At 41.1% G+C, this 15,012-nt stretch carries 14 protein-coding genes; 11 read left to right on the top strand and 3 right to left on the bottom strand.

The features are described 5' to 3' along the window. Position 1: 1 nt before the first annotated feature. Positions 2–709, bottom strand: a complete 708-nt coding sequence (gene pyrF, locus LA20531_RS02160; protein WP_056940422.1) for an orotidine-5'-phosphate decarboxylase — start codon at positions 707–709, stop codon at positions 2–4. A gap of 252 nt (positions 710–961) precedes the next feature. On the opposite strand from pyrF, the gene LA20531_RS02155 reads away from it, so the two are divergent. The 7 genes from LA20531_RS02155 (at position 962) to LA20531_RS11490 (ending at position 9,718) form a co-directional block, all read left to right on the top strand. Beyond that, on the top strand, positions 962–1,885 hold the full coding sequence (locus LA20531_RS02155) for a dihydroorotate dehydrogenase (RefSeq protein WP_056940423.1): 924 nt from the start codon (positions 962–964) through the stop codon (positions 1,883–1,885). A 174-nt stretch (positions 1,886–2,059) separates the two neighbouring features. Then, positions 2,060–2,602 carry a bifunctional pyr operon transcriptional regulator/uracil phosphoribosyltransferase PyrR gene (gene pyrR / locus LA20531_RS02150; protein WP_056940424.1) on the top strand — a complete coding sequence of 181 codons (543 nt, stop codon included), beginning with the start codon at positions 2,060–2,062 and terminating at the stop codon, positions 2,600–2,602. Between the two features lie 144 nt (positions 2,603–2,746). Further along, a complete protein-coding gene (locus tag LA20531_RS02145) occupies positions 2,747–3,703 on the top strand; it encodes an aspartate carbamoyltransferase catalytic subunit (protein ID WP_056940425.1) in 957 nt (318 codons plus the stop codon). After that, positions 3,703–4,980, top strand: a complete 1,278-nt coding sequence (locus LA20531_RS02140) for a dihydroorotase (protein WP_056940426.1) — start codon at positions 3,703–3,705, stop codon at positions 4,978–4,980. The genes LA20531_RS02145 and LA20531_RS02140 overlap by 1 nt, the downstream gene beginning before the upstream one ends. A 6-nt stretch (positions 4,981–4,986) precedes the next feature. Beyond that, positions 4,987–6,078: a glutamine-hydrolyzing carbamoyl-phosphate synthase small subunit gene (gene carA, locus LA20531_RS02135; protein WP_099202362.1), complete on the top strand. Its 1,092-nt coding sequence runs from the start codon at positions 4,987–4,989 to the stop codon at positions 6,076–6,078. After that, positions 6,071–9,259 (top strand): carbamoyl-phosphate synthase large subunit, encoded by a 3,189-nt coding sequence (gene carB / locus LA20531_RS02130; RefSeq protein WP_056940428.1) that lies wholly within the window; start codon positions 6,071–6,073, stop codon positions 9,257–9,259. Before carA ends, carB begins: the two co-directional genes overlap by 8 nt. Before the next feature lie 114 nt (positions 9,260–9,373). Next, complete coding sequence (locus LA20531_RS11490; RefSeq protein ID WP_082589038.1) at positions 9,374–9,718, top strand: YSIRK-type signal peptide-containing protein; 345 nt, start codon at positions 9,374–9,376, stop codon at positions 9,716–9,718. A gap of 68 nt (positions 9,719–9,786) precedes the next feature. On the opposite strand, the gene LA20531_RS11210 is transcribed toward LA20531_RS11490, so the two are convergent. Next, a complete protein-coding gene (locus LA20531_RS11210) occupies positions 9,787–9,972 on the bottom strand; it encodes a hypothetical protein (protein ID WP_168170599.1) in 186 nt (61 codons plus the stop codon). Positions 9,973–10,059: 87 nt separating this feature from the next. On the opposite strand from LA20531_RS11210, the gene LA20531_RS02120 reads away from it, so the two are divergent. Further along, the gene (locus LA20531_RS02120) at positions 10,060–11,442 is read left to right on the top strand and encodes an IS3 family transposase (protein WP_099202234.1); all 1,383 of its coding nucleotides are present in this window, start codon (positions 10,060–10,062) and stop codon (positions 11,440–11,442) included. A 168-nt stretch (positions 11,443–11,610) separates the two neighbouring features. Continuing rightward, entirely contained in the window at positions 11,611–12,474 is an 864-nt protein-coding gene (locus LA20531_RS02115; protein ID WP_013438292.1) for a GRP family sugar transporter, read from the top strand. Between the two features lie 27 nt (positions 12,475–12,501). Here the strand turns inward: LA20531_RS02115 and tnpA are convergent, their stop codons facing one another. Beyond that, a complete protein-coding gene (gene tnpA, locus LA20531_RS02105) occupies positions 12,502–12,966 on the bottom strand; it encodes an IS200/IS605 family transposase (RefSeq protein ID WP_099202232.1) in 465 nt (154 codons plus the stop codon). A gap of 99 nt (positions 12,967–13,065) precedes the next feature. Here tnpA and LA20531_RS02100 point away from each other — a divergent pair, with 99 nt between their 5' ends. Further along, positions 13,066–14,397 carry an RNA-guided endonuclease InsQ/TnpB family protein gene (locus LA20531_RS02100; RefSeq protein ID WP_099202226.1) on the top strand — a complete coding sequence of 444 codons (1,332 nt, stop codon included), beginning with the start codon at positions 13,066–13,068 and terminating at the stop codon, positions 14,395–14,397. A gap of 307 nt (positions 14,398–14,704) precedes the next feature. Next, complete coding sequence (locus tag LA20531_RS02095) at positions 14,705–14,986, top strand: hypothetical protein (protein ID WP_056940761.1); 282 nt, start codon at positions 14,705–14,707, stop codon at positions 14,984–14,986. Positions 14,987–15,012 lie beyond the last annotated feature (26 nt).

Raw genomic sequence — 15,012 nt, 5'->3', positions numbered from 1 at the left:
TTTAGTTGAACTCCTTCTTGATTGCTTCATAAGCAGCTTCTGGATCACTGGCTAAAGTGATAGGACGGCCAACAACGATGGCACTTGAACCCCATGCCTTAGCATCGGCTGGTGTTGCAACTCTTGATTGGTCATCTTTGGCGTTGCCAGCTGGACGAATTCCTGGAGTGACATATAAAAAGTCGTCGCCGATTGCTTCGTGTAATTCTTTTACTTCAAGTGGTGAGCAGATAACGCCGTCTGCACCAGCAGCTTTTGCCATCTTGGCCAGGCTGAGTACTTGTTTGTCCATTGGTAAAGAACAGTTTTGTTCGTGGGCTAAAACATCGTCTGAAATTGAAGTCAATTCAGTGACAGCCAAAAGCTTAGGTACGCTCTTGCCAGCGGGTGTGCCAGCGATTAAACCGTCTTTAGCGGCCTTGATCATTTGACTGCCGCCAAGTGCGTGCACCGTAGTAAAGGTGATGCCAAGTTTTGCTAAAGCCTTAGCACCGTTGTAAACAGTGTTAGGAATATCATGCATCTTAAGGTCCAAGAAGATCTTGTAGCCTTGGTCGGCTAATTCTCTGACTACGTCAATACCAGCATTATAGAAAAGCTCCATGCCAACTTTGATAAAGACGTTTTCCGGTTTGCCTAGTTTTGACAAAATTTCGTGTAATTTTTCTTCATTGTCCAAATCGAGGGCAACGATAACAGGTCTAGTCATTTTACCTCCACAAAAAAAGTCTATACATGGCGCAGAGAGACACCAGGTATAGACTTTCCCCAGATAATTTAAGTCAATATTTTGAACTTGCGGTCTCTCTGTACCGTTTAAAGTTTGATCAAAACGAAGTTTAACACCATCGAAAATAAAATACAAATAAAATTTTGGACTTTGAAAAAATGAAAAAGGCGTGTACAATCTGTTCTAAAAAATAAGCGAATGTCCGTGAGCATTCATTTTTGGAGGAAAATTATGACAAATACACGCGTAAGTTTACCAGGATTAGATTTAAAGAACCCAGTGATGCCAGCAAGTGGTACCTTTGGCTTTGGTGATGTGCCAGCAGCTAAGAAGTTCGATTTAAACGACTTGGGTGCGATGGTGATCAAGACCACGACGCCACATGCGACAACCGGTAATCCGCAACCACAGATCGCTGTTTTAGACGACGGCGTTTTGAACTCAGTTGGTTTAACTAACCCAGGTGTTGACGCAGTAATTAGTGAGAAACTTGTTCCACTTAGAAAACAATATCCAGACCTGCCAATTATGGCTAGTGTGGGTGGCGATAGCGAAGACGACTACGTTGAAGTCGCTAAGAAGTTGTCTGACTCAGCTTTAGTTAATGCACTCGAAATCAACGTTTCTTGTCCTAACGTTGATCGCGGTGGTATGAGCTTTGGTGTGCATCCCGACGTCGTTGAAGAGTTAACCCAGAAAATCAAAAACGTGGTCAACGTTCCAATCTACGTTAAGCTAACACCAAACGTCACTGATGTAGTTACTATCGCCAAAGCTGCCGAAAAGGGCGGTGCTGATGGTCTTTCCATGATCAACACTTTGCTTGGTATGGACATTGATGTGAAAACGAGAAAGCCAGTGCTTGGCCACAACGTGGGTGGTCTCTCCGGTGAAGCTGTTAAACCAGTTGCTCTGCGCATGATTGCCCAAGTTCACCAAAGCGTGAACTTACCAATCATCGGTATGGGCGGCATTAGTTCAGCCGAAGACGTCGTCAAATTCATGCTTGCCGGTGCCAGTGCTGTTGCCGTAGGGACTGCTCATTTCCACGACAGCATCGCCTCCAAGCATATTGCAGATAGTTTGCCAGTTGAACTTAAAAAATTAGGCGTTGACGATATCAACGATTTAGTCGGTCAAATTAAATTCAATTAATTCCTTGACAAACGCTGTCATTTACAGTAACTTTAAAGCAATGAATGTCCTTTAAAATTAGTCCCGTGAGGCTAGCAAGGCAGGCTTAAATTAAGTTTCGACTTTACAGAAAGCTCCTAGTCTCAGAGAAGACTGGGAGCTTTTTTCATGGGCAAAAATTAGGAGGCTGTTAAATTGGCAAAAGAAATTCAGGATGCGCTTGCAATGAAGCGTGCGCTAACGCGTATTACTTACGAAATCATCGAACAAAATAAGGGTACCGATGATCTAGTATTAGTTGGGATCAAGACACGTGGTGTTTACCTGGCTAACCGCATCCATGACAGAATTCAAAAACTTGAAGGCGTTGATGTTCCGGTCGGTGAACTTAACATCACCCTTTACCGTGATGACCGTCATGATGCATCCTTGAAGCAAGATCCAGTTGTTAACTCTGATCAAGTTGGTGTCGCCATCGATGACAAGCACGTTGTCTTGATCGACGATGTTATCTACACCGGTCGAACAATTAGAGCTGCGATGGATGCCTTGATGCACGTTGGTCGACCAAGTTCGATCAGAGTGGCAGTTTTGGTTGACCGTGGTCACCGTGAATTGCCAATCCGTGCAGACTTTGTTGGTAAAAACATTCCAACTTCTGCCGACGAACAAGTCGCTGTTAATGTAGTTGAAAAGGACGGCAAGGATTCAGTTGAACTGAAGACTTTGCCAAAATAAAAAATAGAAAAAGTAAATAATTCAACCATTTAATTGACTCCAGAGAGGGCCAGAAGGGTTGCTTAGTTTTTCGCATACAAAAATGCGAAGAAAAAGCCTGGAGCAATTAAATGCTTCAGGCTTTTTTGATAGAAAGAATCGAAAATGAAAAATTTAAATCTTGTCAGTTTACCACATTTTGTTAGTGTTGAAAATTTGCATGTTGATGAAGTAGAAGCTTTGATCAAGCGAGCAGAATACTTCAAAAAAGGCGGTGCAACGCCTCGCTTAACCAAGCCGGTATACGTGACCAACATGTTCTTTGAAGACTCAAGTAGAACACATACGAGTTTTGAAATGGCTGAAAGAAAGTTGGGCTTAACAGTCGTCCCATTTGATCCAGCTCACTCATCAGTTAATAAAGGTGAAACTTTATACGACACTTCACTCATCATGAATGCCTTAGGTGTCGATCTTGAAGTGATCCGCCACTCACAAAATGAGTACTACAACGATTTGATCAACTTAAAAGATCACCAACACTTAAACATCGGTGTGATCAACGCAGGTGATGGTAGTGGTCAACACCCTAGTCAATGTATGCTCGACATGATGACCATCCACGAACACTTCGGCCACTTCAAAGGCTTAAAAGTAGCCATCGTCGGCGACATCACTAACTCAAGAGTCGCAAAAAGTGACATGGAACTGCTTACCAGATTAGGCGCAGAAGTCTACTTCTCAGGTCCAAGCTACTGGTATTCAAAGGAATTTGATAAATACGGTAAGTATGAAGAATTAGACAAGTTGATCCCTGACATGGATGTCATGATGCTGCTTAGAGTACAACATGAACGTCATGCAGGTGATACTAATGAAAAGAAATTTGATGCAAAAGCATACCATGAAAAATATGGCATCAACCACAAACGTTACAATGAATTAAAGCCAGATACAATCATCATGCACCCAGGTCCAATTAACCACGACGTTGAACTTAGCGGTGACTTGGTCGAAAGCGACAAGTGTATGTTTGTTCGTCAAATGCAAAACGGCGTCTTCATGAGAATGGCCATGATTGAAGCGGTATTACGCGGAAGAAAGCTCGGAGGTCTCGAATAATGACAACAGTAATTAAGAACGGTACCGCTTATCAAAATGGTTGCTTAGTTAAAGCAGATGTTTTAATTGACGGTCAAAAAATTAAAGCAATCGGTACTGATTTAACAGGTGACAAAGTAATTGATGCTAAAGGCAAGTTAGTCAGCCCCGGCTTAGTTGATGTCCACGTTCACTACCGCGATCCTGGTCAAACTTATAAGGAAGATATTAGAACAGGTAGCGAAGCTGCAGCCCGCGGTGGTTTTACCACAGTCGGTGCCATGCCAAATGTCACTCCTGTACCTAACACACCAGAATTAATGGAAAAGATGGTTGAAGAAAACAATAAGAAGGGCATCGTTCACATCTTCCAATACGGTCCAATCACTAATGATGAAACAACTGATGTCATTCCTGATTATGCCGCTTTGAAAAAAGCTGGTGCTTTTGCCTTAAGTAATGACGGCCACGGCGTGCAAACCGCCCAAACTATGTACCTGGCTATGCAAAAAGCTAAGGAAAACAACTTGATTGTCGCAACTCATGCTCAAGATGATTCATTGTTTGATCACGGCATCGTCAACGCCGGAAAAACCGCAGAAAGGTTGAACTTGCCACCTGTTACTGAGCTTGCGGAGACTACGCAGATTGCGCGTGACTTGCTCTTAGCGCAAAAGACTGGCGTGCACTACCACATCTGCCACGTTTCAACTAAAACGAGCGTTGAACTGGTCCGTATGGCAAAGGCCCGCGGCATCAACGTCACTTGTGAAGTCGCACCGCACCACATTTTGTTAACTGATGATGATATTCCAAAGGACAACGGCTACTACAAGATGAATCCACCTTTGAGAAATAAGGAAGATCAAGCAGCTTTGTTAGTTGGGTTACTTGATAGCACAATTGATTTGATTGCCACTGACCATGCGCCTCACGCTAAGAAAGAAAAGCAAGGCGGGATGAAAGGTGCCGCATTTGGAATCACAGGCAGCGAAACAGCTTTTAGTACCTTGTACACCAAGTTTGTAAAAAACGAAAAAGTCTTTACGCTTGAACAATTATTATCATGGCTCAGCGATAAGCCAGCTAAGACCTTCGGCCTTAAAAACGCCGGTGTGCTCGAACCGGGAAGGCCTGCTGATATTGCTATCTTTGATCTTGAGCATGAAAAAGAAATCAAGGAAGCGGACTTTAAGTCTAAGGGTGTCAATACACCATTTACCGGCCACAAGGTTTATGGTTCAACAGTGATGACAATGGTTGACGGTAAAGTTGTCTACCAGGAGGGAGCAGAGTAAATGTCAATGCGCTATTTAATTTTAGAAGACGGCAGTATCTATGCCGGTGAAGGCTTCGGCGCCGATCGCGAAACAACCGGTGAAGTTGTTTTTACAACAGGGATGACCGGTTATCAAGAAGCAATCACTGATCAAAGTTACGCAGATCAAATCTTGGTTTTCACTAACCCATTGATTGGTAACTACGGGATTACTTTAGCTGACTATGAATCACTTGAACCAAAGATCAAGGGCGTGATTTGCCACCAGGTTGCCCGCCATCCGGACAACTGGAGAATGCAAACGACTTTGCCTAAGTTCTTAGAGCATTTGGATATCCCAGGCATTCAAGGAATTGATACCCGTGCCTTAGTTAAAAAGCTTCGTGTCCACGGTACTTTAAGAGGTAAGATCGCAGATTCAAAGGAAGATGCAGACAAGATTGCCAAGATTTTACAAACTGAAAATGTAACTCAAGGCGTGATCAGCCGCGTCTCAACTAAGAGTCCATACCCAGTTCCCGGTTCAAAGCGCAATATTGTGGTTATCGACTTCGGGATCAAGCACAGTATCTTGCGTGAACTCGCCGAGCGTGACTGCAACTGTATTGTTTTGCAATATACCGCAACCGCTGAAGAAGTGTTAAACCTTCATCCAGATGGTGTCCTTCTTTCAAACGGCCCTGGTGACCCAGAAGAAATGGCCGCAAATGGTGCTACAGACATGGTTCGTGAAGTTGAAAAGCATGTACCATTGATGGGTATTTGTATGGGACACCAAGTCTTTGCTTTAGCCAACGGTGCTAAGACCTACAAGATGAAGTTCGGTCACCGTGGTTTTAACCACCCAGTCCGTGAAATTGCTACTGGCAACATCGGTTTTACTTCACAAAACCACGGCTACGCTGTAGATACAGATTCAGTTGATAAAGATAACTTGATGATTACCCACGTTGAAGTAAACGATGGCACTGTTGAAGGATTGCGTCATAAGAAGTACCCAGCCTTCTCAGTCCAGTTCCACCCAGATGCAACTCCAGGACCACACGATGAGGTTTCACTATTTGATGACTTTATGTCAATGATTGATCAAAGAAAGGAAGAAGAGCGTCATGCCTAAGAGAAAAGATATTCATAAGATTATGGTGATTGGTTCTGGTCCAATTATTATTGGTCAGGCTGCAGAATTTGACTATTCTGGTACTCAGGCTTGTTTAGCTCTTCGCGAAGAAGGTTACGAAGTTGTGTTGGTTAACTCCAACCCAGCAACCATCATGACCGATACGACAATCGCTGACAAGGTCTACATTGAACCTTTGACCGTTGAATCAATTTCAAGAATCATTCGTCAAGAATATCCAGATGCCATCTTGCCAACCTTGGGTGGCCAAGTAGGTTTGAACATGGCTTTGGCTCTTGCAAAGACTGGTATCTTGGATGAACTGCACATTGAACTTTTGGGTACTAAGCTTGATTCAATCGAACAAGCTGAAGATCGTGAAAAGTTCAAGGAATTATGTAAAAAGTTGGGCGAACCTGTGCCACCATCCAAGACGGTTAATACAGTTGAAGATGCTTTGGCATTTGGTGATGAAATCGGCTATCCAATCATCGTACGTCCTGCCTTCACAATGGGTGGTACCGGTGGTGGTATCTGCCACAACCGTGAAGAATTAGCTGAAATTGCCAAAAATGGTTTGGAACTTTCACCCGTAACTGAATGTTTGATTGAAAAATCCATTGCTGGTTACAAGGAAATCGAATTCGAAGTAATGCGCGACCACGACGATAATGCGATGATCGTCTGCTGTATGGAAAACTTCGATCCAGTTGGTATCCACACCGGTGACTCAATCGTTTTCTCACCAAGTCAAACCTTGTCAGACAAGGAATACCAAATACTGCGTGACTGTTCACTACGTTTGATTAGAGCACTTAAGATCGAAGGGGGATGTAACGTACAGCTTGCCCTTGATCCAAACAGCTTTAACTACGACGTTATCGAAGTTAACCCAAGAGTTTCTAGATCAAGTGCCTTGGCTTCAAAGGCTACTGGTTATCCAATTGCCAAGATGGCCGCTAAGATTGCGGTGGGCATGACTTTGGATGAAATCAAGAACCCAGTAACTGGTACGACTTATGCCGAATTTGAACCAGCTCTTGACTACGTTGTCTGCAAGATCCCACGCTGGCCATTCGATAAGTTCCCTAAGGCGGACAGAGTTTTAGGTACGCAAATGAAGGCTACCGGTGAGGTTATGGCGATCGGTAGAACTGCAGAAGAAGCGATGCAAAAGGCTGTCAGATCACTTGAAATTGATGAAAGGGATCTTTATTCTGAAGAAGCTCATGAAGCTAGCGATGATAAGCTTGAACAAAAATTAGTTAAGGCGCAAGACGATCGCTTATTCTACTTAGCAGAAGCATTCAGACGTGGATACAGCTTAGAAGATGTGCATGAATTAACTAAGATCAACTTCTACTTCTTGGATATCGTCAAGCACATGGTCGAAATGGAAAAGACACTTGAAGAAAACAAGTACGATATCGACACATTGCGCCTTGCTAAGAAATATGGCTTCAGCGATCCAACAATTGCTCATTTATGGTGTGAAAGCGAAGATGAAGTAAGAAACTTTAGAAAAGCCAACGGCATCATACCAGTTTACAAGATGGTTGATACCTGTGCAGCCGAATTTGAATCAAAGACGCCATACTTCTACTCAACTTATGATACAGAAAACGAATCACATAAGTCAGGTAAGAAATCAGTGGTTGTAATTGGTTCAGGCCCAATCAGAATTGGTCAAGGTGTCGAATTCGACTACGCAACTGTGCACTGTGTTAAGGCATTGCAAAAGATGGGGTATGAAGCAATCGTCATTAACTCAAACCCAGAAACTGTTTCAACTGACTTCTCAGTTTCTGATAAGCTTTACTTTGAACCATTGACCCTTGAAGATGTTTTAAACGTCTGCGATTTGGAAAAGCCAGTAGGTGCAATTGTCCAATTCGGTGGCCAAACTTCAATTAACTTGGCAGCTGGTCTTGAAAAGCACGGTGTAAAGATTTTGGGTACTAAGGTTAAGGATGTTAACCGTGCAGAAGACCGTGAACTCTTTGATGAAATTATCAAGAATTTGCAACTTAACCAACCAAAGGGCTTAACTGCAACGACTCACGAAGGCGTGCTTGAAGCAGCAGATAAATTAGGTTACCCAGTCTTGGTTCGTCCAAGTTACGTCTTGGGTGGTAAGGCAATGGAAATTGTCTACAACAAGGACGAATTGGAAGAATACTTGCAAGACCACGTTGATATTGCGGCAGATCACCCAATCTTGGTTGATGATTACTTGGATGGTCGTGAATGTGATGTCGATGCGATCTGTGACGGCAAGGATGTTCTTTTACCTGGTATTATGGAACACATCGAACACGCTGGGGTTCACTCAGGTGACTCAATGGCTGTTTACCCACCACAAACCTTTACTGAAGAAGTTAAGGAAAAGATTACCGACGTCACGAGAAAGTTAGCTTTGACCTTGCACTGTGTCGGCATCATGAATATTCAGTTCATCGTGCGTGACGGTGAAGTTTATGTCATCGAAGTAAACCCACGTGCAAGTAGAACTGTCCCATTCTTGAGCAAGATTACGGGTATCGAAATGGCTCAAGTGGCTACACGCGTAATTATGGGTGAAAGTTTGGCTGAACAAGGCTACAGCGACGGTTTGGCACCAGAACCTGACATGATTTCAGTTAAGGCACCAGTCTTCAGTTTCAGTAAGTTAGCTGATGTTGACTCATACTTAGGACCAGAAATGAAATCAACTGGTGAAGTAATGGGTAGTGACCATACCTTTGCCAAGGCATTGTACAAAGCCTTTGCCGGAGCTAAGATGCAATTGCCAGAAAATGGTAACGTCTTGCTCACAATCGAAGATAGAGATAAGGAAAAGATCTTGCCAATTGCGAAGAGATTCGCCAGAATCGGTTACCGAATCTTTGCGACGAAGGGTACGGCAGACTTCTTGAAGAAGCATGACTTACACGTTGACTTGGTAACTAAGGTTCATGAAGATGAAAATGCGGATGATAACATCTTGAATGAATTGAGGGATGATAAGATCGACTTGGTAATCAACACGATGGGTCATGATATTGAGAAGAACTCTGATGGCTTTATTATCAGACAGATGGCTATTCAGCAAAATGTACCACTTCTTACTGCACTTGATACTGCGGATGCACTTCTTACTGCACTTGAGAATAGATCATTTGCGACTGATGCTTTAAAGTAGGAAATGGGAAGATAAAGTAAAAGGAATTAGTTGAGAAGACTAGTTCCTTTTTGCTTATCTACGTTGTTTTGAAGACGGAAGAAAATATCAGAGTATTTAAAAGGAGTACTGGTCATGAATAAAAATTCTAAAAAATTAATATTTGGTACAGCAAATAAAAGACAACGTTATCCTATTCGTAAGTTAACTATCTGTGCTGCTAGTGTATTGCTAGACACTACGTTCTTATTCGGAGCCGGTCAAACAGTTCAAGCAGATACCACTGGACAGGAAAGTGAACAGAAAGAAGAAAATGTTCAATTAAATAAAGATGAGACTGCCAAAGAAATTCAATCAACCAGTGTTGGGGATGCAAGTTCTAATGATACTAGTGCAAGTGATGTACATGAGCAGAATAAGCAAGTTACTACTAACAATTACACTACTCAAAGTGAAGAATCCTTCAAAGAAGTCTACTAAGAAGAGCCCAACCAAGTCCAATAAGACTAAGCAAACTAAACAAGCCAAGCAAAGTCAGAAGTAATCGATCAAACTAGTGGAAAGCCAGCAGGTTTGGTTGACAACACAACTGTCGGTGCTAATGGCGATACTGTGAATGGCACCAAAGTAAACACTTTGCCACAAACTGGCGAGAAGTAATCAGATGCTGCCGCATTTGGCTTAATCGCTCTCACATTTGCTGGTTTGGCTTCATTTGTTGGCGTGGACCGCAAAAAGAAAAATAATTAAATAGAGAAAAAAGGATCGAACAATTCATTTTGAAGTGAGACCTAAAAGTGAGACACTTTTAGGTCTTTACTATGTCTAAATTTAATAAAGAACAGAAAATAGAAATTTATCGTAAATGGGAAGATGAAAAGATTTCAATAAGTCAGTTGTCTAAAACATATAAAACGAATGTAGCTAATTTGGATTACATGCTTAGATTAATTGATATGTATGGAATCAATGTTTTAGATAGGCCTTATCAGGTTTATTCTAAGGAATTTAAAGAACAAGCAATTGAGCAAGCTGTTTTCAGTACCAAGTCATATGTACAAGTATCACTAGAACTGGGGCTTAAGAGTATTGGCACACTTAGTATTTGGCTTAGAGAATATAAGGAAAACGGGTATAATGTCATTATCAAACAAAAAGGACGCCCTGCCCGTGATCAAAGAGACTCAAAAATCACGCAAGGAATTGGAGAAAGAGATCCAAAAGCTGAAAGAAGAAAACTTGCGATTGCGTATTGTGAACGAATACGTAAAAAAACTGAAGGCCTTGGATCAAGACAAAGATCGAAAGAAATAGCTAAGGCAATTACTGATCTAAGGCATGAATTTAAGGTTAGCTTGAACTATGTCTTAGATGCAATTTCAGAGCATCCAGAGCTGCCTACGATTGCCAGAAGTTCTTACTATAAAATAATTAAACGAAAGCCTAAGAAGCCCAAGCGTTCCAAACTTATTGCAAGGATCAAGGAAATATTTAATCGTCACAAAGGACGCTATGGCTATCGTCGAGTGGCACTCCAGTTAATAAAAGAAGGCTGGAATATTACTGAGAAAACAGTCCGTTACTGGATGCATAAATTGGGTCTTAAGGGTATCAGACGCAACAAGCGTAAGTATTCAAGCTACAAGGGAACTATTGGCAAGATAGCCCCTAATTTAATTCGTCGTGATTTCTTTGCACCAATGCCCAACATGAAATGGTACACTGACATTACTGAATTTCACCTCAATGGTGAAAAGCTTTATCTATCACCTATTTTGGATGGTTGTGGAGGCGATATAGTCTCTTACACTATTTTCAAACATCCAGACATGGAGTTAGTAATGACAATGCTTGATAGGGCTTTTGCCAAGGAAACGGCTCTTAATAATTGCATCTTTCATACTGATCAGGGCTGTCAATACCAAAGTCCAAGATATCAGCGTGCTTTAAAGCTTCATGGTATTACTCAAAGCATGTCTAGAAAAGGTAATTCCATGGATGATGGGCTAATGGAAAACTTCTTTGGCTTGCTCAAAACAGAGATGTTCTATGATCAAGAATACAAGTACCATAGTCTTCAAGAATTAGCTCAAGCAATCGAAGAATATATCGAATACTATAACGAAGAAAGGATAAAGAGCAGATTAAAAGGCTTAACTCCGAAAGAATATCGGAATCAAGCCTCTATTAATCCTGTATTTTAAACTGTCTAATTTTTAGGTCTCAGTTCATTTTTCAGGATCGTTTGATCCTTTTTCTTATGCCTATGAAAGCATTTTTAATTTTCCTTATTTTTTGTTTGCAACGTAAGCGATTTCATTGATAGAATGCTTTTTGTAACTTTTTTACAGAAAATAGGGGAGAAATTGTTGATGAATTATTTATTTCTATTTATTCCTGCAATCGGATGGGGACTTATGCCTCTATTCGTTGCCGGGGTTAAAAAGAGTAATATTTACCACCAAATCGTAGGTTCAGTATTAGGTGCATTTTTGTTCGGCGTAGTCGTTACTTTAATCAAGCGTCCAGCATTTAATATGACTTCATTTTTATTGGCTATGGTTGCAGGTGCTGCATGGGTAGTTGGTCAGTGTGGTCAATACTACAGTTACTCAAAGATCGGTGTTTCTGAAACCATGCCACTCTCAACCGGTTTACAATTGATCGGTGTGCCACTTGTTGGGGTTTTAATCTTTGGCGAATGGGCAAGTACACAAGCTAAGTTGTTTGGTTTCCTTGGCATTCTTGCTTTGGTTGTCGGTGTTGCCTTTACCTCTTTGACTGATAAGGGTACTGCCGAAGGTAACAAGCAAAACCAAACCAGTACAATGATCATCTTGGCTTTGACCACTTTGGGTTACATCACTTCAAGCTCAATTCCTAAGGCTTTGAAGGGCGATGGCGTCATGATTTTCTTGGGTCAAACAATCGGGATGATGATCGCCACCTTTATTTACCTTGTTGCCACTAAGCAACTTAAGGTTTTGAAGGAAAAGGAGAGCTATCAAGTTATTCCGGCTGGTGTGATTTTTGCGATCGCCGCACTTTCATACATCATTTCAGTTCAAATGAACGGTGTTAACTTGGCCTTCGTTATGTCACAACTTTGCGTAGTTATTTCAACTCTTGGTGGTATCGTATTCTTACACGAACAAAAGACCAAGAAGGGCTACATTTACACTGCAATCGGTTTGGTATTAATCGTCGCTGGTGCAGTCTTAACTTCAGTATTTTAATGAAAAACGCCCGAAAATCCCCGTATTTTAATGCGGGGATGGATAGGGCTTGCCGTCTCTAACGGCATTGTAGATCTGGTCATTAATGTACTTTTCTACTACTTCTTTAGACATATTCCCTACGCTACCAAAGTAATAGCTGGGTGACCATAAATGTCCGCCCCACATCTTGTTTTGCTTAATTTCGGGATGATTCTTGAAGAATAAAAAAGCACTTCTTCCTTTGAGTGCTTTGACTACGCTTGAACCTGATTTTGATGGTCTAAAGCTGATAAGCAAATGAATATGTTCAGGCATTACCTCCATTTTTTCAATTTTGATTTGATTATCTTCAGCTATTTGCTTGAGCAGACCTCGCATCTCTTGTGCAAGGTCTTGGTTAGTAAAGATTTGATTGCGGTATTTAGTACACCAAATTAGATGATAGTGTGCATTATAGACGTAGTGTTTTTCATAGCCTGCGTCTTTTATTTTGTCTCTCTTATTATTCATAGTCTAATATCCTTTCGTCTACTATGTATCTATTTACTGTTGATTATAAGATATACATAGGCTATAATCAAATTACAATAATACAAGGAGGTGAAATACATGAAAAGAATGAGCAGTTTAACCTATCATTTTGGCGTTAAGCTTCGCTTTTATCCTAGTTCTAAGCAAAAGAAAATCATTAAACTAAACTATGATGCGCAGCGCTTTGTCTACAACTCTTATGTAGGACGCAATCGGACTAGCTACCATGCTAAACGTTATTTAGCTAATAGGCAAAATCGAGCAATGCCCTTTGCTTTTTCTGCTCTTAATAGCTATGAAGTCCAACTGGCAGAAACAGTAGTCATCAATAATGAATTATTGGCTAAGCCTAAGAATATTCGTGATGCTTATAGCTTTTTACGTGTTAAAGAAATTGATAGTCTCGCTCTTGCCAATGCGATTCAAAACTATCAGAAAGCTTGGAACAACTATCGCAAGATTGGTCATGGAATTCCGACTTTTCACAAAAAACGCAGCGACTGGTCATATCAGACCAACTGTCAATATCCTAAGCAGTCAGAAGCCTATCTTGATAACGGGACAGCTAGATTTATTGATGCTAAACATATTAAATTGCCTAAGCTGGGAATTGTCCGCATTGCTGGTTTTAGAAAACTGATTAAAGAGCGCTTGCTTAAGCAGATACCAACTAGAATTGGCACAGTCACGATAAAAAAGACCGCTGATGACCAGTTCTACCTGTCTATGCAATTAGGCAGCGATACTGCTTTTGTTAAGGAATTACCTAAAACACAAAGTCAAATTGGCATTGACCTCAATTTAGATAACTTCCTAACAGCATCTAACGGAGCAATGGTCGCTAATCCACGATTTTATCGCAAAACCAAAAAGAAGCTGGCCCATGCCCAACGTGTCTTGTCTCGCAGGCAGCGCCGGGCAAAAAAAGAAGGACGCAATTTGTGGCTAGCAAAAAACTATCAAAAACAGCGTCTAATAGTCGCTAAACTGCACGATAAGATCAGAAGACAGCGTAATGACTTTTTACAAGTACTCTCAACTGCACTAATCAAAAACCACGATTTAGTAGTTGCCGAGGAATTAAGAAACAGAAACCTGTTAAAGAATCATGCCTTGTCGCAATCAATTTCTGATGTCGGCTGGCGTAGTTTCCTGAATATGCTGGCTTATAAGGCAGATCTATATGGTAAAGAATTTCTAACAATTGATCCTAAATATACTACTCAACGCTGTCATGCTTGTGGCAGTATTATGGGCCAAAATGGTTATAAGAAATTAACCCTTAAGGATCGGGAGTGGACTTGTCCAATTTGTCGAATGCCCCATATTCGTGATTGGAATGCGGCAGTGAATATCTTAGAAAAAGGATTAAGCAAGTGGCAAAATCCTAAAATAAAAAAAGCAGCCTAGAAAGGCTGCAGTCCGTTAGCAACTTGCGGACTTAAAAGGCTTTGGTAATTAGACGACCTCTATCGGCAATAGTCAAAAGACTATTGCTGGTAAGTCAAGTCCGTATCTAAGCAAGTTGGTGTTCTGGTTAGCGCAAGCTAACGAGCCACTAAGCCCTAGACTTCAGTCTAGGGCAGTTGACTGGAGAACGTTGGATGAATTTCATCCGACGTTTTTTGTTTTTTTAAGCAAAAGAAATATGTTCTAGACCATTTTGGATTAAAATATAAGTAGTGGGAAGAGTCTATCAAAGGAGCAGATTGAAATTATGAATGACAATACCGTATATGTAATTGATGCACGAAGATATTCTCGTAATGGCGAAATAATAGAGCATAATGTCCACGTTTATAGTTCATATCAAAATATCATTGCAGCGTTTGAGTCATTTTTTAAAGTGCCAAATAAAGAAGTACACATGAATGGTAAAAATGAAATGTTGCAAGTGAGAATATTCGATCCGACGAATGAATTTGTGACGAAATATAAATTCGACATCTATGAAAAACAGATCGATAATTTCTTTCCAAAAACGACTGAACATATCTAGATTGAGGCGGCAGATAGATTCTGTCG

The organism is Lactobacillus amylovorus DSM 20531 (assembly GCF_002706375.1).
Lineage (GTDB): Bacteria > Bacillota > Bacilli > Lactobacillales > Lactobacillaceae > Lactobacillus > Lactobacillus amylovorus.
The sequence above is the reverse complement of the archived record's forward strand: the minus strand, read 5'-3'. Positions and strand labels throughout refer to the sequence as shown.

What these genes read in the sequence shown, in the direction of transcription:
- tnpA (WP_099202232.1), bottom strand. Translation starts at nt 12,966, where the DNA reads ATGAATAATAAGAGAGACAAAATAAAAGACGCAGGCTATGAAAAACAC.
- LA20531_RS02120 (WP_099202234.1), top strand. Translation starts at nt 10,060, where the DNA reads ATGTCTAAATTTAATAAAGAACAGAAAATAGAAATTTATCGTAAATGG.
- pyrF (WP_056940422.1), bottom strand. Translation starts at nt 709, where the DNA reads ATGACTAGACCTGTTATCGTTGCCCTCGATTTGGACAATGAAGAAAAA.
- carA (WP_099202362.1), top strand. Translation starts at nt 4,987, where the DNA reads ATGCGCTATTTAATTTTAGAAGACGGCAGTATCTATGCCGGTGAAGGC.
- LA20531_RS02095 (WP_056940761.1), top strand. Translation starts at nt 14,705, where the DNA reads ATGAATGACAATACCGTATATGTAATTGATGCACGAAGATATTCTCGT.
- LA20531_RS02145 (WP_056940425.1), top strand. Translation starts at nt 2,747, where the DNA reads ATGAAAAATTTAAATCTTGTCAGTTTACCACATTTTGTTAGTGTTGAA.
- LA20531_RS02100 (WP_099202226.1), top strand. Translation starts at nt 13,066, where the DNA reads ATGAAAAGAATGAGCAGTTTAACCTATCATTTTGGCGTTAAGCTTCGC.
- carB (WP_056940428.1), top strand. Translation starts at nt 6,071, where the DNA reads ATGCCTAAGAGAAAAGATATTCATAAGATTATGGTGATTGGTTCTGGT.
- LA20531_RS02155 (WP_056940423.1), top strand. Translation starts at nt 962, where the DNA reads ATGACAAATACACGCGTAAGTTTACCAGGATTAGATTTAAAGAACCCA.
- LA20531_RS11490 (WP_082589038.1), top strand. Translation starts at nt 9,374, where the DNA reads ATGAATAAAAATTCTAAAAAATTAATATTTGGTACAGCAAATAAAAGA.
- LA20531_RS02140 (WP_056940426.1), top strand. Translation starts at nt 3,703, where the DNA reads ATGACAACAGTAATTAAGAACGGTACCGCTTATCAAAATGGTTGCTTA.
- LA20531_RS02115 (WP_013438292.1), top strand. Translation starts at nt 11,611, where the DNA reads ATGAATTATTTATTTCTATTTATTCCTGCAATCGGATGGGGACTTATG.